Raw genomic sequence first — 24,578 nt, forward strand, 5'->3', positions numbered from 1 at the left:
CGCGGACCAAGGGTACGGACCCGGTCCCTCCCGCAAACGAGGAACGGGGGCCCGGGGCAGCGCCCCGAACCCCCGTCAGCAGCCCTCGGGCGCCACGCCTCAGACCAGCGCCCCGCCCGGCAGCTCCACCTTCGCGCCGAGCTTCTCCAGCTTCTCCATGAAGTTCTCGTAGCCGCGGTTGATCAGGTCGATGCCGTGCACCCGCGACGTGCCCTGCGCGGCCAGCGCGGCGATCAGGTACGAGAAACCGCCGCGCAGGTCCGGGATGACCAGATCCGCGCCCTGCAGCTTCGTCGGCCCGGACACGACCGCGGAGTGCAGGAAGTTGCGCTGCCCGAAGCGGCAGTCGGAGCCGCCCAGGCACTCGCGGTAGAGCTGGATGTGCGCGCCCATCTGGTTGAGCGCGGAGGTGAAGCCGAGCCGGGACTCGTACACCGTCTCGTGGACGATGGACAGGCCCGAGGCCTGCGTCAGGGCCACGACCAGCGGCTGCTGCCAGTCGGTCTGGAAGCCGGGGTGCACGTCCGTCTCCAGGGCGATGGCGTTCAGCGCGCCGCCCGGGTGCCAGAAACGGATGCCCTCGTCGTCGATCTCGAAGGCGCCGCCGACCCGGCGGAAGGTGTTGAGGAACGTCATCATCGAGCGCTGCTGTGCGCCCCGTACGTAGATGTTGCCCTCGGTGGCCAGCGCCGCGGACGCCCAGGAGGCCGCCTCCAGACGGTCCGGGATCGCCCGGTGCGTATAACCGTCCAGCCGGTCGACACCGGTGATCCGGATCGTCCGGTCGGTGTCCATCGAGATGATCGCGCCCATCTTCTGCAGTACGCAGATGAGGTCCTCGATCTCCGGCTCCACGGCCGCGTTGGACAGCTCGGTGACGCCCTCGGCGAGCACGGCCGTCAGCAGCACCTGCTCGGTGGAGCCCACCGACGGGTACGGCAGCCGGATCTTCGTGCCGCGCAGCCGCTGCGGGGCCTCCAGATACTGGCCGTCCGCCCGCTTCTCGATGGTCGCGCCGAACTGCCGCAGCACGTCGAAGTGGAAGTCGATCGGCCGGCCGCCGATGTCACAGCCGCCGAGCCCCGGGATGAACGCATGGCCCAGCCGGTGCAGCAGCGGGCCGCAGAAGAGGATCGGGATGCGCGACGAGCCCGCGTGGGCATCGATGTCGGCGACGTTGGCGCTCTCGACATGGGTCGGGTCCAGGATCAGCTCGCCCGGTTCGTCACCCGGCCGGACCGTCACACCGTGCAACTGCAGCAGCCCCCGCACCACCCGCACGTCGCGGATGTCGGGCACATTGCGCAGCCGGCTGGGGCCGCTGCCGAGCAGCGCGGCGACCATTGCCTTCGGCACCAGGTTCTTGGCGCCTCTGACGCGGATCTCGCCCTCCAGCGGGGTTCCGCCGTGGACAAGCAGGACATCGTCTGTGCCGGTCATGAATCTCGCGTTCCGGAGTGGTCGGGCAGGGGGCCAAACGAAAGGGTAATGGCCCACAGCCCCCCTTCCGTAAGAGACCGGGGGGTGTGCGAACGTCATGAATTCGCCACAACACGCTCTGCTTCCCGACTCTTGCGGAGGGTTACCGTCCGCAATGCCCTCCGGGTGGCGCCCTCCTCGTGCTCCCGTGCGCCCTGAGCTGCGCCCGGTCCCCCTCGGCGACCGGGCGGCCCACTTGCTCCCCGCGGAGAGCGAAGATGCGGGATCATTTCTGCCATGACCGAGGTGTCCTCGCTCACAGGGCGACTGCTCGTGGCCACACCCGCGCTCGCGGACCCGAATTTCGACCGCGCGGTGGTGCTGCTCCTCGACCACGACGAGGAGGGCTCACTCGGCGTGGTCCTGAACCGCCCGACCCCGGTCGGCGTCGGCGACATCCTCACGTCCTGGGCCGGCCTGACCGGCGAACCCGACGTCGTCTTCCAGGGCGGCCCGGTCTCGCTCGACTCGGCGCTCGGTGTGGCCGTCATCCCCGGCGACGAGGGCCCGCTCGGCTGGCGCCGGGTGTACGGGGCGATCGGCCTGGTGGACCTGGAGGCCCCTCCGGAGCTGCTGGCCGCGGCGCTCGGCTCGCTGCGGATCTTCGCCGGGTACGCCGGCTGGGGCCCCGGACAGCTGGAGACGGAACTCGGCGAGGGGGCCTGGTACGTCGTCGAGTCCGAGCCCGGAGACGTCTCCTCCCCGCGCCCCGAACACCTCTGGCGGGCGGTCCTGCGCCGCCAGCGCAGCGAACTGGCGATGATCGCCACCTACCCGGACGACCCTTCGCTGAACTGATGCTCCGGGCTTTCAGTACCCTTGGCGGTTATGAGCACTCTTGAGCCCGAGCGCGGGGCAGGTACGGGCACCCTCGTAGAGCCGACGCCACAGGTGTCGAACGGCGACGGCGACCACGAGCGCTACGCCCATTACGTCCAGAAGGACAAGATCATGGCGAGTGCCCTGGAGGGCACGCCCGTGGTCGCACTGTGCGGCAAGGTCTGGGTACCGGGTCGCGACCCGAAGAAGTATCCGGTCTGTCCCATGTGCAAGGAGATCTACGAGTCCATGGGTGCCGGTGGCGACAAGGACAAGGGCAAGGGCGGCAAGGACAAGAATTGACGATCCTCTCCCGGCTCTGAAGCCGGGAGATTCCCTTTGGCCACCCGAAAGTGGCCGGTTGGGTTTCACGCGTCCGCCTCCGCCGGAGGGCGGGACTCGGCACCAATGGGCGCCTGTGCGTGCTGTTGTTGACCGAGCCACCCTCCCCCATGGCCCGAAGGGCATGGGAGGTACCCCCTGGCGGGCTCGGGCCTCGATCTCGACCGAGGCGTTGTGGTCGACGTCGTCCTCGTGCCCGCAGTGCACGCACGCGAACAGTCGGCCGCAGCCCTTGCGGGACTGCGGATCCGTCCGGCCGCAGGCCGCGCAGGGCTGCGAGGTGCGAAACGGCGGCACCGGTCGCAGCTCGGAGCGGTACAGGCGGCATTTGTATTCCAGCTGCCGCCATTTCACACCGCAGACCGTGCGCATCAGCGCAGGTAACTGCCCTGCCAGAGCACATATTTCAGACTCCCGCACCCAATGCCGAACGTGCTTGGGGGCCTTGAGGTCGGACTGGTGGAGTCCCAGAGCGAGAACAGCCACGTCCACCCGCTCATGTGCTTTCCGCCTGACAGGCCGCCTTTTCCGAGTTGGCCAGCTCGCTCAAGGCGGCTCCTCCCGCCGCCTGCGCCAGAAGTGCTTCACCTCCAACCCGAAGGGCTGAGAACTGCGCATGAATCATCGGTAGCGGGTGCCGCTCTTCGCCGGTTGACGGGCGAAGGCCCCGGCGCGTGTATCGGCGCTGATCGGGGACTGCTGCGCGCACTCGCCCGAACAACCAGCCTCACCGGGATGGCACAAGTCCATCTGAGACGCTGAACCCATGGATCTGATCCCCGCGCCCGTCGCCGTCGAAGGCCTGGCCCCCGATGGATTCCTGCTGGACCGGAGCACCACGCTCTACGCGGCGCCCGGCACAGAGACCACGGAGCGCTGGCTGCGTTCCATGGTTGGTCCCGCCCTCGGTCTGCAGCTGGTGCCGGGAGATGAAGGGGCCAAGAATTCGGTCGCGCTGCACATCGACGACGCTCTGGAGCCCGAGGCGTACAGGCTTGGTGTGGTCCGGAGCCGGGGCATTGAGATCCGCGGCGGCAGCGCGGCGGGGGTTTTCTGGGGCGCCCAGACCCTGCGTCAGCTCCTTGGCCCCGACGCTTTCCGCCGCGCACCTGTCCACTCCGACAAGAAGTGGGTCATCCCCTTCGCGGACATCGAGGACAGCCCCCGCTTCCCGTGGCGCGGCATGATGCTCGACGTGGCCCGGCACTTCCTGCCCAAGGACGACGTCCTGCGCTACCTCGATCTTCTCGCCGCGCACAAGCTGAACGTCTTCCACTTCCACCTCACCGACGACCAGGGCTGGCGCATCGAGATCAAGCGCTACCCGCGCCTCACCGAGGTCGGCTCCTGGCGGTCCCGTACCAAGTACGGCCACCGGGCCTCCGAACTGTGGGACGAGACCCCGCACGGCGGCTACTACACGCAGGACGACATCCGCGAGATCGTCGCGTACGCCGCCGAGCGGCATATCCGAGTGGTCCCCGAGATCGACATCCCGGGCCACTCGCAGGCCGCCATCGCCGCGTACCCCGAACTGGGCAACACCGACGTCATCGACACCACCACCCTCTCCGTCTGGGACACCTGGGGCATCAGCCCGAACGTACTCGCCCCCACTGACAACACCCTGCGCTTCTTCGAGGGCGTCCTCGAAGAGGTCCTCGATCTCTTCCCCGCCGCCACCTCGCCGTTCATCCACATCGGCGGCGACGAGTGCCGCAAGGACCAGTGGAAGGAGTCCCCGGCCGCCCAGGCCCGGATCGACGAATTCGGCCTGGCCGACGAGGACGAGCTGCAGTCCTGGGTCGTCCGGCACTTCGACACCTGGCTCACCGCACGCGGACGCCGGCTCATCGGCTGGGACGAGATCCTCGAAGGCGGCCTCCCGGCGGGTGCCGCCGTGTCGTCCTGGCGGGGTTACGGAGGAGGCATCGCCGCCGCCGAGGCCGGGCACGACGTGGTGATGTGCCCGGAGCAGTACGTGTACCTGGACCACCGTCAGGACGGCGGCGCCGACGAGCCGATGCCCATCGGATTCATCCGCACCCTGGAGGACGTCTACCGCTTCGAACCCGTACCTGCGGGCCTTTCCGAGGAGGCGGCCCGTCACATCCTCGGCACCCAGGCCAATGTCTGGACCGAGGTCATGCAGAACCGGGCCCGCGTCGACTACCAGGTCTTCCCGCGCCTCGCGGCGTTCGCGGAGGTCGCCTGGTCGCCCCTGCCCGCCTCCGCCGAACGGGACTTCGCCGACTTCGAACGCCGAATGACCACGCACTACGCCCGACTTGACGCGCTCGGCGTCGACTACCGGCCGCCGGGCGGCCCGTTGCCCCGGCAGCAGCGCCCGGGCGTCCTCGGACGCCCTCTTGAGGGACTGCCCCCGAACGTGTGACCCGTCTCGCTCCGGGTCCGGCCGTCACCCTCTCCGGGAGCGTGACGGCCGGCGCTCGTTCCCCGTAACGCACCCTCGCCGGAACGGAACACCGGAGCGCGTTCCGTCAGCACGGAGCAGCCGGAGCGCGCCCCACCGGACCGGAACGCACCCCCGCCGGACCGGAAAAGCCGGAACGGAACAAGCCGCACAAGGCTCGCCGAAGAGTGGCAATTCGCACTCTGCGTCGAACCGGGGCGAATCAGGACCATCCCCCTGGTCGGGGACGGATACGCCCTTCGCGGACCCTCGCGTCGGGCCGGTCGGAAGATGTGCCAGAGTTGCCACGTCCGGGCTTTGAGCACGTACCGTACGGCGAAACAAGCCGGACAGCCGGGACACCGGGAAGGGGCAGCTGGGTTGACCACGCACGCACCGCAGGCGACGCAGTCCGTGACACTGCCGGCCTCGCTCGACGAGGCCGTGGCGGCGCTGGGCGCCATGCCCGCCGCCGTTCCTGTGGCAGGCGGTACAGACCTGATGTCGGCCGTCAACAAGGGGCTCCTGCGCCCCTCGGGGCTGGTCGGCCTCGGCCGGATCAGTGAGCTCCGCGGCTGGCACTACCAGGACGGCCACGCCCTGCTCGGCGCCGGACTCACCCACGCACGCATGGGGCGGCCCGACTTCGCCGCCCTCATCCCCGCCCTCGCCGCGTCCGCACGCGCCGCGGGCCCGCCCCAGATCCGTAACGCCGGAACACTCGGCGGCAACATCGCCACCGCCGCCCCGACCGGTGACGCCCTGCCGGTGCTCGCCGCGCTGGAGGCCGAGCTCGTCATCGCGGGCCCCGGCGGCGCCCGCCGCGAGATCCCGGTCTCGCACCTGCTGGCCGGCCGCGACATGCTCGAACCCGCCGAACTGATCGGCTTCGTCCGGGTACCGCTGCTGCACGCCCCCCAGGTCTTCCTGAAGGCCACCGGCCGCACCGGTCCCGGCCGCGCCACCGCATCCGTCGCGGTCGTCCTCGACCCGGCCCGGCGCGGAGTGCGCTGCGCGGTCGGCGCCATCGCACCGATGCCGCTGAGGCCGCTGGAGGCCGAGCGCTGGATCGCCTCACTGATCGACTGGGACGGCGAACGGGGCCTGGCACCCGATGCGCTGGCCGCCTTCGGCGAGTACGTCGCCGCGGCCTGCATCCCGGACCATGCACCGCCCGCCGACGGGGGAGAGGCGCCACCATTGCCCCCCGCCGTACTGCATCTGCGGCGAACCGTCGCCGCGCTGGCCCGACGAGCGCTGGGGAGGGCACTGTCGTGAGCAACGAGGACCACAACGATCAGTACGGGCAGCGGCAGCAGCCGCAGCACGGGGGCTGGCAGCCGACGCCGCAGGGCGGCGAGTACGACGCCGAGGCGACGGCCTTCGTCCACCTGCCGCCGGAGGACCTGGCGGACATCCCGCTGGCCGCGCCCGGCCATGGCTACGTACCGCCGATGATCCTGCCGCTGACCCCCGCGGCCGGGCTCGACCCGTCGGCCACGGGCAGCTGGGTCATGCAGACGCAGAGCCGGCAGGAGCGGGGTACGGGAGCGGAGCAGCCGGCATCCGACGCGGTGCACTGGCCGGACCCGAACCAGCAGCCGCAGTACGGGTACGAGTACCCGCAGCAGGAGCAGTACCAGGAGACGCCGGCCGCGACGGGCCAGTGGAACTTCGCCGAGTCCGCCGAGTCCGCCGAGTCCGCCGAGTACGGCGGTTACACGGACCACAGTGGTCAGGCTGGGCAAGTTGCTTCGGCCGACCACGGCGGTCAGTCCGACCACAGCGGTCAGTCCGGGCACAGTGGGCATGCCGACCCTGCCGGCCACACCGGCCAGTGGACGATTCCGGTCGCCGACGGTGACCTCCCGGAGGAGTCCGGCGAGTTCGCGGCGTCGGCTCTGGCCTCCCAGTGGTACGCGGACCGGACCCCGCCGGCCACGCTGCCGGGCGGTGCGCCCGCACCGTGGGCGACCCAGCAGCCGGTCGCGGACCCCGAGCCCGAGCCCGCGGTGGATCAGCCGGCACCCGGAGCGGACGTCGAGCCGGAGCACGCGCCGGGAGCCGACTCCGCGGCTGCGGTGGAGCCGTCCGCGTACGAAGAAAGCACCCTCCAGGCTGCGGAGGCAGCACCGAGGACGGCGGCCGAGGACGTACCCGTACCCGCTGCCGGAGACACTCCCGCTCTCGGCGTGGACCTCGCACAGGTCCCGGCCCCCGACACCGTTCAGGCCCCCGACACCGTTCAGGCCCCGGACACCGTTCCGGCGGCCGACACCCCGGCCGAGCACCCGGTGGAGGCCACGCCCGAGCACCACCCGGCAGAGCCGCCGGCCGACACGGCACCCGACTCCGAGCCGGACACGGCCCCGGACACGGCTCCGGACGCACCACCACTGGACACCCCGCCGGAAGCCTCACCGCTGCCCAGCGAGCACCCCGCCGTCTCCTACGTCCTGCACGTGAACGGCGCCGACCGCCCCGTCACCGACGCCTGGATCGGCGAGTCGCTCCTCTACGTACTCCGCGAGCGCCTCGGCCTCGCCGGTGCCAAGGACGGCTGCTCGCAGGGCGAGTGCGGTGCCTGCAACGTCCAGGTGGACGGCCGTCTGGTCGCCTCCTGCCTGGTCCCCGCGGCGACCGCGGCCGGCAGCGAGGTCCGTACGGTCGAGGGCCTGGCCGTGGACGGCGAGCCGTCGGACGTCCAGCGCGCCCTCGCCAAGTGCGGTGCCGTCCAGTGCGGCTTCTGCATCCCCGGCATGGCCATGACCGTCCACGACCTGCTGGAGGGCAACCACGCCCCCAGCGAACTGGAGACGCGTCAGGCGCTCTGCGGCAACCTCTGCCGCTGCTCCGGCTACCGGGGCGTCCTCGACGCCGTGAACGAGGTCATCGCGGGCCGCGAGGCGATCAACGACCCCGCCTCGTCGGACTCCTCGTCCCCGGAGCCCGACGAGGCCCGCATCCCGCACCAGGCGGCCCCCGGCGCGGATAATGTTCAGCCGCACCTGCAGGACGGAGGCATGGCGTGAGCAACGACGCAGCCACCGCTGCCAACGCGACCAGCACACGGATCACCACCCCGCCGGTCGTAGGCCCCGACACCGAGCCGCCCGCATTCGGCCTCGGCGTCTCCCTTCTGCCCGCCGACGTGCGTGCCAAGACCGAGGGCACCTTCCCGTACGCCGCCGACCTCTGGGCCGAGGGCCTGCTGTGGGCGGCCGTCCTCCGCTCCCCGCACCCGCACGCCCGCATCCTGTCCATCGACACCTCGGCCGCCGTCGAGATGCCGGGGGTACGGGCCGTCGTCACGCACGAGGACGTACCCGGGGAGAGCGCGTACGGGCGCAGGGTCGTCGACCGCCCCGTCTTCGCCTCCGACCTGGTGCGCCACCACGGCGAGCCGATCGCCGCGGTCGCCGCCGACCACCCCGACACGGCCCGGCTCGCCGCCGCGGCCATTGCCGTCGAGTACGAGGTCCTCGAACCGGTCACCGACCCGGAGAAGGCCTTCGCCGCCGAACCGCTGCACCCCGACGGCAATCTGATCCGCCACATCCCGCTGCGCTACGGCGACCCGGATGCCACCGGCGAGATCATCGTCGAGGGCCTGTACCGCATCGGCCGTCAGGACCCGGCCCCGATCGGCGCCGAGGCCGGACTCGCCGTGCCCCGCCCCGACGGCGGAGTGGAGATCTACACCGCCTCCACCGACCCGCACACCGACCGCGATCTCGCCGCCGCCTGCTTCGGCCTCGAACCGGACCGCGTGAAGGTCGTCGTCACCGGCGTCCCCGGCGCGACCGGCGACCGGGAGGAACCCGGCTTCCAGCTCCCACTCGGGCTGCTCGCCCTGCGCACCGGCTGCCCGGTCAAACTGGCCGCCACCCGCGAGGAGTCCTTCCTCGGCCACGCCCACCGCCACCCGACGCTGCTCCGCTACCGCCACCACGCGGACGCCGAGGGTCGGCTGGTGAAGGTCGAGGCACAGATCCTGCTCGACGCGGGCCCGTACGCAGATGCCTCGTCCGAGTCGCTGGCCGCGGCGGTCGCGTTCGCCTGTGGTCCGTACGTCGTCCCGCACGCCTTCATCGAGGGCTGGGCGGTCCGTACGAACAACCCGCCGTCGGGCCATGTGCGCGGCGAGGGCGCGATGCAGGTCTGCGCGGCGTACGAGGGCCAGATGGACAAGCTGGCCGCCAAGCTGGGCATCGACCCGGCCGAGCTGCGCCTCCGTAACGCCCTGTCCACCGGAGACATCCTCCCCACCGGCCAGACGGTGACCTGCCCGGCACCGGTAGCCGAACTCCTCGACTCCGTACGGGACTTCCCCCTCCCCGCCCTCCCCAAGGACGCCCCGGAGGACGACTGGCTGCTCCCCGGCGGCCCGGAGGGCGCGGGCGAGCCCGGTGCGGTGCGCCGAGGGGTCGGCTATGCGCTGGGCATGGTCCACATGCTCGGGGCGGAGGGCGCCGACGAGGTCTCCACGGCCACGGTCAGGGTCCACGACGGCATCGCGACGGTCATCTGCGCCGCGGTCGAAACGGGCCAGGGATTCTCGACCCTCGCCCGTCAGGTGGTCCAGGAGACCCTGGGCATCGAAGAGGTGCACGTAGCGTCCGTCGACACCGACCAGCCCCCGGCGGGCCCGGCGGCGCACGGCCGCCACACCTGGGTCTCGGCAGGAGCGGTGGAACGCGCCGCCAAGATGGTCCGCACCCAGCTTCTCCAGCCCCTGGCCCACAAGTTCGGCATGTCCACGGAGCTGCTGCAGATCTCCGGCGGCAAGATCACCTCGTACGACGGGGTGCTGTCCACGACCGTCACGGAGGAGATGCACGGCAAGGAACTCTGGGCCACCGCCCAGTGCCGCCCCCACCCGACCGAACCCCTGGACGAGTCGGGCCAGGGCGACGCCTTCGTCGGCCTCGCCTTCTGCGCGATCCGCGCGGTGGTGGACGTCGACATCGAACTCGGCTCCGTCCGGGTCGTGGAGATGGCGATCGCCCAGGACGTCGGCCGGGTCCTCAACCCGTCCCAGCTGGCGACCCGTATCGAGGCAGGCATCACCCAGGGCATCGGCGCCGCCCTCACCGAGAACCTCCGCAGCACCCGCGGCCTGATCCGCCACCCCGACCTCACCGGCTACGCGCTTCCGACCGCCCTGGACGTACCGGACATTCGCATCGTCAAACTCATCGAAGAACGCGACGTGGTGGCCCCCTTCGGCGCCAAGCCGGCTTCCGCGATCCCCGTGGTGACCTCCCCCGCAGCAGTGGCCGCAGCAGTACGAGCCGCCACCGGCCGCCCGATCAACCGCCTCCCCATCAGGCCCCAGGCGGCGGTGGCAGCCCCCAAGTCCTGAGCCCTGTACGGATGGTGTGATCCGGGTTGCACATGCAACCCGGAGGTGCGCACTGTCACCGCTGCTGGCTAAGGTGAACCCCGAGGCTGAAGTCGAAGCGTCAATCGGCTGTTGCTAAACGGGGGAGGGTGTTGTGGGGCAGAGCGATCCGGGGGCGGAGTCTTCGGCGTATTCATTGGCTGTCCTGGGCGGCATGGGAGCCATGGGTGCGGTGGCACCGCAGGCCGTTGGCGAACTGGTCACCGAACTGTCGTCGTTCACCAAGTTCCGTGAACGCGTCGAGGAGATCCTGCGCGACCTCAAGGCGTCGCCGGCGGGGCCGGGGAAGGTCGGCGAAGACGCCATGGGGCGCGAGCGGTTCGGTGGTGGCAAGGGGAAGTGGAAGGAGGCGGACATCCTCCACGGCTCGTACTCCAAGGTCATCAAGGAGTTGGAGCAACTATCCAAGCTGCTCTCGGATTCCATCGAGGGCATGAGTATCGCGGTCCTCGCATCGCACAAGGGATACGAGAACGTCGATCTGGACGTTCGTCAGCGCATGCTTGCGATCAAGAGCAGCACGAACGCCCACCATGAGGCGGGGCAGGACGCGGCGGCAAAGCATACGTCAGGCGACACTGCCTACTGATGCTGGCGATGATGTGCTCTGCACGCGGATGACGGGGACGGGGAGAGGGACAGCGTCATGGGTACGGATTTCGAGAACAAGACTCACGAGGAGATGTTGGAGTGGCTGGACCACGCCAACAGCGGTGAGATCCAGGTCGCGGCGGATCGTCTGATGAGCGCGGCGTCGGAGATCCGTAAGATCGCCGAGGAGCTGAAAGTCCGTCCGCAGTTGGTGGAGTGGAAGGGTGAGGGGGCCAAAGCATTCCATACATGGAGCGCGGATCTGGCCAACGCGACGCTGCGCCTGGGGGATTACAGCGAGGTCGCCTCGAAGTCGCTCGGTGAGGCGTCGAACGCGATTGCGTTGGCGCAGGCATCGATTCCTCGGACGGAGGCGAGCGCACAGGCGAATTTGGAGGCGGCTCTCGCCGCAAGGAACGATCCTGATGCGTCGGCGGTGGCGAAGAAGTCCGCAGAGACGTTGATTGCGTCGAGGGAGAAGAACCGCGAAGAGGCGGCTGCGCGGATGCGTAGCCTGTCACAGACGTATACCTACTCGTCGGATCAGATGACGTCTCTGGACATGCCAGTGTTCCCGGCCATGCCACAGGCAATAGCGCCGCGTGTTGACCAGAGCCATATCGGGGAACAGAACGGGCGCGTTGGGTTCGGGGCCGGATATGGATCTGCCACCAGCGCTACGGGGCATGTCACCGCACGGGGGCTCAGCTCCGATACAGCGGGCGGTGCGACCGTGCCCCCGGGCGCTATGGGCAGCTCCCCGCACACCGTGTCGCCCTCAGTCTCGAGACCGGTGGACATGGGGATTGATGGACTGACGGTGCTGCCAGACGCTCCACCCTCCCCGGTCGCGAATCCAGTGGGGTCGCCGACCGGCCCTAGGCCCGACACCGTTCTCCCGCCGACAGTGGGGATCGTTCCTCCTGTCCCCAATACCAGTCCTTCCGCACCGCGCACCACAAGTGGAGGAAACAAAACGATAGGGATGCCACGTCCGTCGTTGTCTGTGCCAGGTGCGGGTCCGCTAGGCCCTGGACCCATGGGCCGTCCTGCCGCGGGCGGCGGGATCACCGGCGGCCGTGTTGTTCCTCCGGCCTCAGGACGTTCTACAGGCGGCATTCCGCGCGGGATGGTCATCGGCGGCGAGAGCACCCACGGGCCAGCGCCCATGGGCCGTGCCTCAGGCATGGGCGGTGGCATCGGTCCTGGCGTCCCTCCGAGTGCAGTCGGCGGCGGTCGTCGTTTGGCCGGAGAGGCTGGTGGCGTGGCCGGGGGACGCCAGCAGCAGGCCCGCGCGGGTGCGCGTCCGTTCACGCCCGGAGGATCGGGTTTGGTGAGAGGCGGTGCCTCGGGAGATTCGGAGCGCGGTACAGGCATGGCAGGACGGGGTGGAGGGATGGCACCTCAAGGATCCCCAACGCGTGGAACAGGGCGTGACGAGGGTGGCGAACGGCCGGACTACCTGGTCGAAGACGCTGCGACCTGGCAGCAGGGTGGCCGACGCGTTGTCCCGCCGGTCATCGACTGAGCAAAAGAAAACTGACGAGGGATTCAGATGCGCATCAGAAGCAGGAGACTCACCCGGCGGCGAACCATGATGTCGGCCGTGTTGGGCCTACTGCTGGTGAGCGGTTCCGCTGTGCCCGCGTTTGCCGACTCCACGCGTTCCATGCAGTGGCATCTCGATGCCATGAAGGCCGACGAAATATGGAAGACGAGTACGGGCAAGGGTGTCATCGTTGCTGTGCTCGACAGCGGTGTGGATCCATCGAATCCCGACCTCGTTGGACAGGTCCTCAAGGGAGAGGACTTGGCGCCGGACGCCGCGGGTGACGAACACACCGACTACAAGGGCCACGGCACGAGCATGGCCGGACTGATCGCAGGGACAGGCCGGAGCCACGGAGGGAACGGCGCGTTCGGGCTCGCGCCGGGGGCCAAGATTCTCCCGGTCCGCATGCCTGAGCCTGGAGCCGGGGCGACCCAGGCGGAAGCGGACGAGGAATTCAACAAGGTTGCCCCCGTCGCGATTCGGTACGCGGTCGAGCACGGTGCAAAGATCATCAATATTTCCCTGGGCGCACAGGCAGGGTCGCAGGAGCTCACGGATGCCGTGAAGTACGCACTCGACAACGGGTCGTTGATCTTCGCTGCAGCGGGCAACAGCGGTAAAGGGTCCAACTTGCTTGAGTACCCCGTCGGAACGCCTGGGGTTGTCGGTGTCGGTGCCATCGACCAGGACGGGAAGAAGACCGACGAGTCCCAGTACGGGCCGCAGATCGATTTCACGGCCCCGGGCATCGACATGGTCCACCCGTGCACAGGCGGAACGCAGTTGTGCAAGACCAGTGGAACCAGCGATGCCACCGCCATTGCCTCCGCCTCCGCTGCCCTCATCTGGTCCAAGCACCCGGACTGGACCAACAACCAGGTCCTCCGCGTCATGCTGAACACGGCCGGCACCCCGACCGGTGGTGCCAAGCGCAATGACTACGTGGGTTACGGCGCGGTCCGCCCCCGCATCGCCCTGAAGACCCCGGGTGACCCCGGCCCGGCCGACGTGTACCCGCTCCCCGACCTCGCAGCGGCCGAGAGCCCCAGCCCCTCCGCCGAGCCTTCCAAGGCGACCGGAAGTTCAGAGGCCACTGACAAGCCCGCCGCAGCAGCCCCGGCATCCGGCGACGCCACCAGCAATACCGGCCTCTGGATCGGCCTAGGCATCGGCGGAGCCGCGCTCATCGGCGTAGTGGGCGCCGCCCTGGCCATCCGCTCCCGCCGCCGTGGGTCCGCCGCCGCAGCCGCAGCGCCCGCGTACCCGCACCAGCCTCCGCACCCCAACCCGTACCAGCAATCCCAGCCTCACCAGCAGCCCACGCACCCGGCCTATGCACCCCCTCCGACCACTCCTCCCGGCTCCAACTCGCCCTATGGAGATGCTCCGAGGCAAAGCCCCTACTCCTGAATTCGCAAAGGGGACCTTGCAGGCAAGACGTTGTGCTGGTGTGAGAGTTCTGCAGGAATGACTCGAACACGCTGTTCCACGCCCTTGTGATTCAGCTAGTTTTAATTCGCTCAAGACATTCGCGTCGTCGGCCATCCAAGAGGCTTCACTTTGGCAACGAGGCGACGTATGCGTCTGGGCTGGATCCGAAACGGGGGCAAGGGTGTCGTTCGACGAAGAATGGGCTGAACTGCGAGCCGAAGCAGCCACAAGGCAGCAAACCGCGATGCAGCTCAACAGCCTTCCACCTGGGGTAGGCCCGTCCGGAGCCAAGGAGAAGGTGAAGATCACCGGGAGTGAGCTGCGGAGGCGGGCGGGTAAGGCCGACATCGTTCGGGGCGACTTTCGGGACGCCGACAACAAGACGATGACCGAGACCAAGCAAGTTGGCTCCAGCCTCAAGGGATTCGCGTCGCGGTCGGCATTCGAGGTGTTTGTGAAGCGCTGGAACGCCCAGATGAAGTACGTCGACGGACTGCTGGAGCAGGACGTGTCAGGAGCCCTGCGCGCCACCGCCGATGGCTTCGCGGCGGAGGACCAGGCACAAGCAGACCGGCACAAGCGGGCGTCCAAGAAAGACCGGGACCTGAAGTGACGGCGCAGGGATCGGGAGAACCGGCATGCTGACGTACGAGAATCTCCTCCACGTGGATCTCGCCCCGCTCTCGGAAGCGGTCGTGAAGTGGCGCAACCTGCCCGGTCAGTTCAAGACCATCGCGCGGAAGTACGAAAACACCGTTGAGAAAGGGCTGTGGGACTACGACTGGGAGGGCGAAGCGGCCAACGCAGCGCGGACCAAGCTCGGCAAGGTGAAGAGGCAGATCGATTCCGCCGCCGAAGAGGCCACGGACATACATCTGCTGCTCGACGACGCGCTTCACGTCTTCAAGTCGTCGCAGCAGAAACTCAAGCGGCTGCGTGAGCAGATCGAGCAGGACAAATACCTGTCGATCAAGTCGGACGGCGAGGTCTGGTTCGATGCGCCGGCCGATGCTCCGGTGGACAACCTGGCCGTACTCCGGAAGGGGTACCAGGAGTCCATCGTCGCCTACCGCGAGAGCATTGGGTCTTGCTTGACCGCGGCCGACGAGGCCGACTCGATCCTCAGCTGGGTTCTCTCGCAGGACGGCAATGGCCGTGACCGCGGCTTTGATTCGAACACTTACCACAGCATTAAGGCCGCAAAGCAGGGAAGAGAAGCAGCGGAGAAGGATCTGGCCGCTCTGACAGAGCTTGCATCAGCTGAGAAGACCCCGGACATCAAGACGCTCACACGGATCAACAACCTTCTGAAGAAGCACGAAGGCGATCCATATTTCACTGAACAGTTTGCAACTCGGCTCGGCCCCAAGAAGACGCTGGAGTTCTGGACAAGGATCGCGGACCGCAGGCAGGCCGGCGACGAACGGACCAAGATCTCGGCTGAGATCCAGAAGTCACTGAGCCAGACCCTGGCGACCGCCACCCACTCCGACAGTGCCGCCATGGAGCGCTGGAAGAAGCAGATGGTGGCTCTCGGTGACGACCGTGTCCGGATGGTCGACATGGACGCGGGGACCATCAGCGACGGCCCGTACGGCTACCAGGTGATGAGCAGCCTGATGCGAACAGGCGAGTACGAAAAGGGTTTTCTCACCGACTACGGCCGAAGCCTGATCGATTTCGAGCAGGACCACAAGGGCACCAAACTCAAATCTCTGTGGCAGCCGGATGGATACGAGACATATCTAAACTTCGGTCCGGGAACTGACCACGGCCTGGACCCCATGGCCGGATACATGGATGCGCTTGGGCACAACCCGGACGCGGCGAAGGCGATGTTCTACTCCGAGGGCTGGCAGCAGAAGGACAAGATCGACCCTGACCTCCAGTACCTACTCAAGGACCGGGAGTGGCCGAACGGAAACTATCTGGTCGGGAACAAGCGTGGCTACGGATATGACGAGCTGGGCCATGCTCTGGAAGCAGCGACGCTGGGTGTGCCGTACGACCAACCGCAACTGGGGCTCCGCCGGGACGATACGACGGCGAACGTCATGGAGCAGGTCGTGAGGATTGTCGGGGGCGACCACGGGTTTGTCGCGGACAAGCCCGGCATCGGCAACAGCCTGGCCAAGATGGGCGCCGGGTACATCGATGATCTGAACTGGTCCGTATCCAATTTCGGTGACAGTGAGGGCGGGAAAGACCTCCGGGATGCGGCATTCGGTCATTCCGGCAAGGGCCACATTTTCGTGAAGAACGCGAGCGCGTTGAGTTTTCTCCAGTCGGTTGGCCAGCATGAGGGGAACTACGAGATCCTCTCTCAGGCTCAGCAGCAGTACACGGTCAGCGGACTCAAGGCGCACCCGGTGCCGGACGATGAACTCAAGCTGATCCTTGAAACAGGGGCCAAGACGCATGGAATCCTTGACCAGGCTCGCATCACTGAGATCAATCACGACTACGGCGAGAAGACGGACGCAGCCAATCGCAAAATGGCGGAAGCGGCTGAGTGGAAGAAGTTCGGGATCAGTCAAAGCGTGAGCGTCGGTGTTGGACTGGCGACGCTCCCCTTCGGCGGTCCTGCAGCGGCGACCGGTGCAGCCGCTGTCGCACAGATTGCCGTACCCATGATTATCGAAGGTGTGGGTGGTGCTGTTGAAACTGATCAAGGGATCGCTATCGATCGCGAACTGGCCAAGCAGGAGGCTGATTTCGACCGAAAAGAGGAATCAGATAAGAGAGATCTAGTGTCTGTCGGCCAGCGACAGGCTGTTTCTCCTCTGAATGCCTACATTGCGGCACATCCCGAGGTGGCCAACAGCGATTGGTTTAATGACACCCTTTCCGCGGTGCAATACGGATATGGCAGTGGCGACAATGAAGCGGATCAGACGGATGCGGACTGACGTGAAAAGAAATGTGGCCGGTGCGGTGTTGGGTGTCGTGATTTCTTGCGGCGTTCTCGTGGCGTGTGGGCATCAGGAATCGGGGAAAGCGAAGCCCATGCATTCGTATTCCATGACTCCATTGGGTAAAGTTTGCGAGGGAATTTTCGACCCCGAGACCAGGGCGGAAGCCGTGAAGCTTCTGGGTTCTGATCAGGTCAACTGGTACCCGCCAACAAAAGATGACTTTGACGGTAACTCATCGAAAGTGGCGGAGATTCTTGCCAGAGGCATGAATATGGAATACATGGCGAACCGCAGTTGTGTCTTCAACAAGAAACCCGGTCAGAGAACGGCTCTGGAGATCTGGTTCGAGTGGTGGCCGGAAACGCTGAAGACCGTGCCGGGGGCAGGGCATGTCAAAGGAACGTCAGCCGCGTACGAACTGAGCACGGGCAGTTCTCTGATGTCCCGGTTGTTCGTCGACTGCCAGCGGCCTGACCTGGTGGAACCCGGCGACCAGATGAGCGTTGTCGAGGTCATGATCACCGACCGTATCGGCCTCAGTCGGCAGTCGCGGGTGCGGCTTCTGAACGCCTCGGCCGAGAAGGTGACTGCGCAACTGGACTGCAAGAACAAAGTCGTTCTTCCCGAGGCGCACGTCGTGACCGAAGAGGACCCTCGCCTCAAGTGAGGAGAGGGCGATGAACGGCATGGTGGCTGGGCGTGAGCAGACCCTGCTTTGTGGGCGCAGTCCTGGCGGCTGTGGTGGCGTCCGTCGTTCTTACCGCGTGTGGAAATCAAGGCGATAAGGCAGATAAGCCTCACCATTCGGATCGAATGACGCCCCTGTCCGAAGTGTGCGAGGGTATCTTCGATGGTGAGACACAGGCAGAAGCGGCGAATCTTCTAGGCTCTGATCAAGTCAGCTGGGAACCGCCGTCGAAAGGTGACGTCTACGACACCTCTTCGGGCGCGGCGGAGATTCTCTCCAGAGGGATGAACAGGCGGTACACGCTAAATCACAGCTGCGTCCTCAAAAAGAATCCAGATAGTGCAAGAGATCTAAGGATATGGTTCGAGTGGTGGAATAGCACATTCGATAATTTGCCAGGGTCGGAGAGATTGAAAGGAACGTCTGCGGCGTATGAACTGGACGGCTCTCTGACCTCCCGGATGTTTGTCGACTGTCAGAGGCCCGACCTGGTGGAACCGGGCGAGAAGATGTATCTCCTCAGGGTCGTGATTTCTGACCCCATCGGGCTCGGTGAGCAGTCCAGGGTGCGATTGCTGAATGCCTCGGCCAAGAAGGTTACTGATCGGCTGAACTGCAAGAATGAGATCATTCTCCCTGAGGCAGATGTCGTGGTTTCGGAAGATCCTCGTCTCAAGTGACGGGAATCGACGGTCGACTCGGTGCTTTCTGCGGGACGTAGCGAGCAGGGTCCCGCTGTTGTCCTCATCACCGGCATGATGCTTCGGTGGTGCCCTGCAGGGGCGTGTCCGGTGGAGGAAAGGGCGACAGTGACATCATTCCCGCGGGTCGCTGTGCACCTGCGGCTCCTTGCGGCTCTCGGGTAGGGGAATTGCAAGGAGCCGCGGTGAAGGTGTGATCGGTCGTTCGCCGCCCCCCGCGCCCGCCTCACGCCTCGGAGGGCGTCGAAGTGGATGCCGGACAGGTGGAGTTGGAGTCCGGCGGCGGGTACCCATTGGGGGAGTTTCATGCTCGACGGGTTGCTGGCGTGTGTGGAGAAGCCCGATGCCGCCGCCCCGCTGTCGGGTGGTGCGCCGGTGCCGTATCCGCAGCCTCATGAACCCGCACCACGCATAAGGCTTCTCTGTCGCATGCACGGGCCTCCAGAGCGGGGGCCTGCCGCGTAAGAGGGCGAGGGGCTCGTGAAAGAGTTGGGAGCAAAATCGGGGGAGGGAGCGGCGTATATGCGCAGCAGGGGCAGGTGGCCAAGGCGTCATCGAGCGGGCGTGCCGGGCGTGTTGGCGCTGTTGATGGTCGGCGGCGTGGCCGCGCCCGCGCATGCGGACACCGTCTTCTCCCAGCAGTGGCACCTCGACGAGATGAAGGCCCAGGAGATGTGGCGGACCAGCACCGGGAAGGGTGTCACGGTCGCTCTCATCGATACGCGGGTGCGTGAGGTTCCCGAGTTGGCGGGGCGGCTTCTTCCGGGCAAGAACTTCGCGCGGGCGGCCCCCATGGAGCAGAACGAGTACGGCACCACGGCAGCTTCCGTGATCGCCGGTAACGGGAAGGGGCCCGATGGCCAGGAGAGCGCATACGGGCTCGCTCCTGGGGCCAAGGTCCTTCCTCTGGTGATCCCCGAGGGCCAGGACGCCGACAACGCTGCTGAGCAGGACAAGGCGATCAACACGGGAATGGCTCCGGCCATTCGGTATGCGGCCGACTCCGAGGCGAAGATCATCAGCGTGTCGTTCGGTGCGTCCGAGGACGACCAGCCCGTGCGGGATGCAGTGAAGTACGCGCGGAGCAAGGGAAAGCTGATCTTCGCGGCTGTCGGTGACTCCAGCATTGATGACCCGCTGGTGGAGTACCCGGCCGCGACGCCCGGCGTCGTCGGCGTCACCGGCATCGGTAAGAACCTGCACGCGATCAAGAAGGCCGGCGTGGGGATCACGGTGGATCTCAGTGCCCCCGGCGAGGACGTGATCAGCGCGTGTGCCGGCGGGACCGGGCTGTGCAAGAGCGGGGGCACCGGGGTGGCCACCGCTCTTGTCTCCGCGTCCGCCGCCCTGATCTGGGCCGAGCACCCCACGTGGACGGCCAACCAGGTTCTGCGCGTCATGGTGAACACGGCAGGCGGTCCCACCAGCGGGGCCGTGCGCAATGACTACATCGGTTACGGCGTTGTTCGTCCCCGTATCGCGCTGAAGACGCCGGGCGACCCCGGAGCGGCCGACCGGGACCCGATTCCCGACTACCGCACTGCGTCGCCGACTCCACCCCAGTCGTCGCCGTCGCCGTCGCCGCCGAAGGCGCATCCCGACAACGCGAGTGCCGCGCCCGCGCCGGGCAGTCCCATGTCGTCCGCGACGGACGGCGGGCACAGCGGAGCCTTCTGGGCCGCTCTCGTGGTGTGCGCGGTCGGGGTGCTCTGTGTCGTCGCCGCGGGTCCCCTGCTGCTGGCCGACCGGTGTCGTATGCGGCTCAGTCGTCCTTGAGCCGCCACGCGGCCGTGCCGCCGCCCACGGCGAGCACAGCCCCTCCGGCGGTGAGCGCTGTCAGGAACCTGCGCCGCGCATGACTCATCGGCGCGGGCGGGCCGCCTGCGGGGAGCAGTCGCCCTGCCTCGGTCTCGTACGAGTCGATCAGGGGCGCCAGGTCGCCCTGTCGCCAGACCCTCTCCGCTCGCCGCGGGGGCGTGAACGCCTGGGCGATCTGTTCCGGTCCGGGGCGCAGTCCGGGCTCCTTGGCGAGGCAGGGAGCGATGAGGGTACGCAGCGGCTCGGGGACGTGCGACAACTGGGGTTCACCGTGCACGACTTCGTACTGCACGGCGGCGACATGACTGCCCGTGAAGGCGCGTTGTCCGCTTGCGGCGTACACCAGTACAGCGCCCAGGGAGAAGACATCGCCGGCCGGGCCCACCCGGTGGCCGAGCACCTGCTCGGGCGCACCGTATCCGGGTGTGACGGGAATCTGCCCCGTGGTCGTCAGGGTGAGACCGTGTTCCGGTCGGGCGATGCCGAAGTCGATGACGCGGGGTCCGCCCGAAGTCAGCACGATGTTCGCCGGCTTGAGGTCACGGTGCACGAGACCGGCGGCATGGATGTCGTGCAGGGCGCGGGCCAGGGCCGCAGCCAGGACGTACGCGGTCGGGCCGTCGAGCGGGCCATGGGCGTCGACTGCCTCCTCCAGGTTGGGGCCGGCCAGGAACTCGCTGGCGATCCAGGGACGCCCGCCCTCGACCTGCGCGTCCAGCACCCGGGCCACGCCCTTGCCGGTGACGGACCGTGCGGTCTGGGCCTCGCGGACGAAGCGCTGCGCGAGCTGCTGGTCGTGCGACAGCTCGGGCCGAAGCGATTTCACCGCGGCGCGGCGGCCGTCGCCGTCCTGCCCGAAGTAGACCTTGCCCATCCCGCCCTCGCCCAGCACACCGAGGAGACGATAGGGGCCGAGCCGGAGCGGGTCTCCTGGGCCGAGCGGTTTCATGGGGTGTCCTTGTCGCGAGGCGGGTCGGGCGGGCCGAAGGGGCGGGCGTGCTTCATGCCGTGGACGCGGCGGTGGAGTGTCATCCGTCCAGACGCAGGGCCTCCACCACACGGTCTCCACCATTGCCGACGAGCGTGCGCTTGTCGGCGGCGAGAGCGAAGTTGCGGATCGGCGTCTCCAGCGACCGTACGTACTTTCGGGTGCTCAGATCGATCACCCCCAATCCGGAGGCGTCCCCGTAGTAAAGATGCGTCCTGCCGTGGACGGGCGGCGCGACCGTGGTCGATGCGTTGTCCTTCGAGACCGGCACTTCCCAGAGGAGCTCGCCGCGCTTCGCGTCCACGGCGACGATTCCCCGGCTGCCCTCGGCGGCGTAGACCACGCCGTCCCGTACGGCAGGGGGGCCGTAACGGTCGTCGCCGTCCGCGGAGCTTCCGAAAAGGCGGTCGCGGCCGAACTCCCAGACCACCGCGCCGGTGGACAGGCTGATCGCCTGGAGTACGCGCGACCCGAGGTACACATGTGATCCGTCGTTCGCGAGCTGCCCGCCGGTGGCCACCGGCATAGAAACCTCGGAAGCTGCTTCAGGCAGGGTCGTCCGCCACAACACGTTGCCCGAACGGGTGTCGAACGCGGTAAGCATGAGGTCGTACGACGTCTCTCCCAGGATGAGCCGGTTCCCGATGGCCTTGGCGAAGCCACTGCTGTAGCCGGTTCCCTTCTTGCCCTTCTTGAGGGGGACGCGCCAACGAACGGTCCCCGACGAGGCGTTCACGGCGTGCAGGTGCCAGTCGTACACATCCGGCGTGTCGCTCCCGGCCGCAACATAGACGCTTCCGGCGGATGCGTGGACGAGGTCCGTGCGGCCGGTCGAGGGCGGCAGCTTGAAATCGGACTGGTCGGCGAGGGTACGGGCCGGCTGGCCGGTGGCCGGATCGATCGATACGAGTGAATGCTCCGCCGTCGTCTTGCCGACGAGCCAGTAGAGCCGGGAACCGTCCGTGGCGGCCCGGGAATCGAACAGCGTCGGGAAGTACATCCAGAGCTCTCTGCCGTCGGCCGGGTCCAGACCCCGCAGCTGGCCACCGGTAGTCACCACAATGGTCTTGCCCACGAAGAGCGGTGGCAGCGCATCGTCGGCCTTGGACGGATCGGTCGTCCACAGGACGCGCCACGGACCTTCCGTGTTCCGGGCCGTCGGTGAGGCGGCGGGGCTCGTCCCCGCAGCGGACGGTGATTTCGCGTCTTTCGCCTCGAACCAGCTCGGCCGGAACCACAGTCCGGCGCCCGCGACCGCCGCTCCGGCCGTCGCCAGCCCGGCGATGGACAGGACCTTGCGCCGCGACATGCCCGTACCGCGCCCGGACCCCGACGGGTCGGACCCTGTGACGGGCTGCTCCGGCGACGCCGCCGGAAGGCGTTCGGGCCGGAACTGCCAGACCTTCGCCGCGCGACGGGCGATCTCCGAGAGGAGAGCGGGAGGGAGATGGTCCGCAAACTCGCCGTGCCCGTCGTGGAGCGCGGCGGCCAGTTCCTGTGTGGTCGGGCGCGCGGAGGGGGCCTTCGCGAGGCACCGGGTCAGGATCGGGACCAGAGCAGTCGGTACGCCGGTCAGGTCCGGTTCCGCATACCGGACCCGGTACAGCAGGTCGGCCGGTTGCCCACTGCCGAAGGGACCGTGGCCCGAGGCAGCGAAGACGAGGACACCAGCGAGCGCGAAGACGTCACCGGCCGGTGTGTGTTCCTGATCGCTCGCCTGTTCCGGGGACATGAAGGCAGGCGTACCGGCCGCTGCTCCCACGCGGGTGAGGCGGTCGTCGCCGATCGCGCGGGCGATGCCGAAGTCAATGACCTTCGGCCCGTACGCGGTGATCATGATGTTGGACGGCTTCAGGTCGCGATGCACCACATCCGACCCGTGCAGCTGCCCGAGCGCTCCGCACAGCGCCGCGCCCACGGCCCGCACGGTGACCTCGGGAAGCGGTCCGCACAGGGAGACCGCGTCGTCCAAGGGCGGGCCGAGCACGTACTCCGTCGCCAGCCAGGGCGTCTCGGCGAGCGGATCGGCATCGATGACCTGTGCGCCGTGCTGGCCCCCGATGACGCGGGCGGCGTCGGTTTCGAGGCGGAAGCGGGTGCGGAAGGTGGTGTCGGCGGCGATGTGTGCGTGCACGGTCTTGAGGGCGACCGTACGTCCGCCGGGGGAGCGCGCTAGATAGACGGTTCCCATTCCGCCGCTGCCGAGCCGGGCGACCAGCCGGTAGGCGCCGATGTGCTGAGGGTCTTCGTGGAGCAAAGGCTTGATCATCGGTCAGCTTCCGAGTGGCGGGAGGACGTCGGCCGCGAGGACTTCCGCGGACTGGCGCGCGATCGCCGCGATCACCCGGCCGGGCAGCTGCATCCGGTTCGCTTCCGATCCCGAGTCCAGGACGGTGGCGACAGGTGATGTGGGCGGGGCAGGTGACGCGGGCGAGAGTGCCTGCAGTACGTCGATCGCCCGAGGGCGGGCCGCAGGGTCGCGGGACAGACAGGCCGGTACGAGCGAACGCAGTATGACGGGCAGTTCGTCCCGGTCGGGAACTGTGTGGCCAGTGGCCGCGTACGCGAGTACAGCGCCCAGTGCGTAGACGTCGCCCGGCGGCCGGGGGCGCCCGCCCGTGGCCTGTTCGGGCGGGAGGCTACCGGGCTCGAGGCCGGGGAGCCCCGCGCGCGGCTGTCCGTCCTCGGCTGCGGTCCGTACTGCGCCGAAGCAGGTGAGCCGCGGGCCGTCCCCGGCCAGCAATACGGCGGTGGGGGACACCCCGGCGTAGGTCAATCCGGAGGCATGGGCGGTGGCCAGCGTCTCTGCCAGGCAGAGGCCCAGAGTCCGCAGCGTGTCTTCGGTGAACGGCCCCCCATGGACGGCCAGAGCCGTCGGAAGAGGGACGGCCGGCACGTAGGGGCGCGCACACCACGTGGGCATGCCGGGTTCCGCGTACTCGGTGACGGGGGCGAACCAGGGGCCGAGATGGCATCGGGCGGCCTGAGCCTCGATGAGGAAGCGGGCGGAAGCAGCGTCGTCGAGCGGGACACTGACCACGGAAGTCTTGTCGCCGTCCGCGTTGCGTGCGATGAAACGCCGCTCGGGGACGGGCAAGGCGCCGGGGCCGGCCGGATCCAGCCTCGTGATGACGGTGTAGGGGCCGATCTGCCGGGCGGAGGTGCGGCGCGGCTGTTGCATGTAACGGAAATCCCCCCGGACGTCATCAGAACAATGGCAGCCTACTCAGGCGATGTCCTGTCCAAGGGAGCCTACTCAAGCGGCTTGCGCGGGGGGACGGAGGGCGCAGTGGCCCCGGTGGGCGATGACATCCGGCAGTATCCCGTCGGCCTCGCGGAGGGGTCGATGCCCGTCCGCGAGGCCCACGCAGGGTCGGCTTCTCCGAACGGCCCCAGCAGGCGGCTGCGGAGTAGCGTGACTCTGCGACTCTGTGACG

The 24,578-nt window shown here is 68.0% G+C and carries 16 protein-coding genes and 2 pseudogenes; 13 read left to right on the forward strand and 5 right to left on the reverse strand.

Annotation, left to right across the window (positions count from 1 at the left end; translation table 11 throughout):
* Positions 1-99 precede the first annotated feature (99 nt).
* Entirely contained in the window at positions 100-1,440 is a 1,341-nt protein-coding gene (gene murA / locus NRF20_RS28190) for a UDP-N-acetylglucosamine 1-carboxyvinyltransferase (protein ID WP_093900252.1), read from the reverse strand.
* A 276-nt stretch (positions 1,441-1,716) separates the two neighbouring features.
* Here murA and NRF20_RS28195 point away from each other — a divergent pair, with 276 nt between their 5' ends.
* The gene (locus NRF20_RS28195; RefSeq protein ID WP_093900253.1) at positions 1,717-2,277 is read left to right on the forward strand and encodes a YqgE/AlgH family protein; all 561 of its coding nucleotides are present in this window, start codon (positions 1,717-1,719) and stop codon (positions 2,275-2,277) included.
* 30 nt (positions 2,278-2,307) lie between these two features.
* Positions 2,308-2,601: a DUF3039 domain-containing protein gene (locus NRF20_RS28200; protein ID WP_093900254.1), complete on the forward strand. Its 294-nt coding sequence runs from the start codon at positions 2,308-2,310 to the stop codon at positions 2,599-2,601.
* Between the two features lie 255 nt (positions 2,602-2,856).
* Here the strand turns inward: NRF20_RS28200 and NRF20_RS28205 are convergent.
* Positions 2,857-3,012: pseudogene (locus NRF20_RS28205) on the reverse strand (zinc ribbon domain-containing protein); the annotation flags it as partial.
* Positions 3,013-3,406: 394 nt separating this feature from the next.
* Between NRF20_RS28205 and NRF20_RS28210 the strand changes: the two are divergent.
* From NRF20_RS28210 to NRF20_RS28260, 11 genes are all read left to right on the forward strand, one after another.
* A complete protein-coding gene (locus NRF20_RS28210) occupies positions 3,407-5,035 on the forward strand; it encodes a beta-N-acetylhexosaminidase (RefSeq protein ID WP_413753502.1) in 1,629 nt (542 codons plus the stop codon).
* A 399-nt stretch (positions 5,036-5,434) separates the two neighbouring features.
* Positions 5,435-6,331 carry an FAD binding domain-containing protein gene (locus tag NRF20_RS28215; RefSeq protein WP_266361170.1) on the forward strand — a complete coding sequence of 299 codons (897 nt, stop codon included), beginning with the start codon at positions 5,435-5,437 and terminating at the stop codon, positions 6,329-6,331.
* Positions 6,328-8,085 carry a 2Fe-2S iron-sulfur cluster-binding protein gene (locus NRF20_RS28220; protein ID WP_413753503.1) on the forward strand — a complete coding sequence of 586 codons (1,758 nt, stop codon included), beginning with the start codon at positions 6,328-6,330 and terminating at the stop codon, positions 8,083-8,085. Before NRF20_RS28215 ends, NRF20_RS28220 begins: the two co-directional genes overlap by 4 nt.
* Positions 8,082-10,418 (forward strand): xanthine dehydrogenase family protein molybdopterin-binding subunit, encoded by a 2,337-nt coding sequence (locus NRF20_RS28225; RefSeq protein WP_398631885.1) that lies wholly within the window; start codon positions 8,082-8,084, stop codon positions 10,416-10,418. Before NRF20_RS28220 ends, NRF20_RS28225 begins: the two co-directional genes overlap by 4 nt.
* 133 nt (positions 10,419-10,551) lie before the next feature.
* Positions 10,552-11,046: a hypothetical protein gene (locus NRF20_RS28230; protein WP_413753504.1), complete on the forward strand. Its 495-nt coding sequence runs from the start codon at positions 10,552-10,554 to the stop codon at positions 11,044-11,046.
* Positions 11,047-12,603: 1,557 nt separating this feature from the next.
* Entirely contained in the window at positions 12,604-14,010 is a 1,407-nt protein-coding gene (gene mycP / locus NRF20_RS28235) for a type VII secretion-associated serine protease mycosin (RefSeq protein WP_413753505.1), read from the forward strand.
* 202 nt (positions 14,011-14,212) lie between these two features.
* Positions 14,213-14,644, forward strand: coding sequence for a hypothetical protein (locus NRF20_RS28240; RefSeq protein WP_413753506.1), 432 nt, complete (start codon positions 14,213-14,215; stop codon positions 14,642-14,644).
* Positions 14,645-14,669: 25 nt separating this feature from the next.
* Positions 14,670-16,940 carry a hypothetical protein gene (locus tag NRF20_RS28245; RefSeq protein ID WP_413753507.1) on the forward strand — a complete coding sequence of 757 codons (2,271 nt, stop codon included), beginning with the start codon at positions 14,670-14,672 and terminating at the stop codon, positions 16,938-16,940.
* Positions 16,930-17,613 (forward strand): hypothetical protein, encoded by a 684-nt coding sequence (locus NRF20_RS28250; protein ID WP_413753508.1) that lies wholly within the window; start codon positions 16,930-16,932, stop codon positions 17,611-17,613. The genes NRF20_RS28245 and NRF20_RS28250 overlap by 11 nt, the downstream gene beginning before the upstream one ends.
* Before the next feature lie 50 nt (positions 17,614-17,663).
* Positions 17,664-18,314 carry a hypothetical protein gene (locus tag NRF20_RS28255; protein ID WP_413753509.1) on the forward strand — a complete coding sequence of 217 codons (651 nt, stop codon included), beginning with the start codon at positions 17,664-17,666 and terminating at the stop codon, positions 18,312-18,314.
* 585 nt (positions 18,315-18,899) lie between these two features.
* Positions 18,900-20,111 carry a S8 family serine peptidase gene (locus tag NRF20_RS28260; protein WP_413753510.1) on the forward strand — a complete coding sequence of 404 codons (1,212 nt, stop codon included), beginning with the start codon at positions 18,900-18,902 and terminating at the stop codon, positions 20,109-20,111.
* A 4-nt stretch (positions 20,112-20,115) separates the two neighbouring features.
* Here the strand turns inward: NRF20_RS28260 and NRF20_RS28265 are convergent.
* The 3 genes and pseudogenes from NRF20_RS28265 to NRF20_RS28275 all read right to left on the reverse strand — a co-directional run.
* Positions 20,116-21,102, reverse strand: a pseudogene (locus NRF20_RS28265) (serine/threonine-protein kinase); the annotation flags it as partial.
* A gap of 79 nt (positions 21,103-21,181) precedes the next feature.
* Positions 21,182-23,410 carry a protein kinase domain-containing protein gene (locus NRF20_RS28270; RefSeq protein WP_413753511.1) on the reverse strand — a complete coding sequence of 743 codons (2,229 nt, stop codon included), beginning with the start codon at positions 23,408-23,410 and terminating at the stop codon, positions 21,182-21,184.
* 3 nt (positions 23,411-23,413) lie between these two features.
* On the reverse strand, positions 23,414-24,322 hold the full coding sequence (locus NRF20_RS28275) for a serine/threonine protein kinase (protein ID WP_413753512.1): 909 nt from the start codon (positions 24,320-24,322) through the stop codon (positions 23,414-23,416).
* Between the last annotated feature and the right edge of the window lie 256 nt (positions 24,323-24,578).

Source organism: Streptomyces sp. R-74717, assembly GCF_047305335.1.
GTDB classification, from domain to species: Bacteria; Actinomycetota; Actinomycetes; order Streptomycetales; family Streptomycetaceae; genus Streptomyces; species Streptomyces atratus.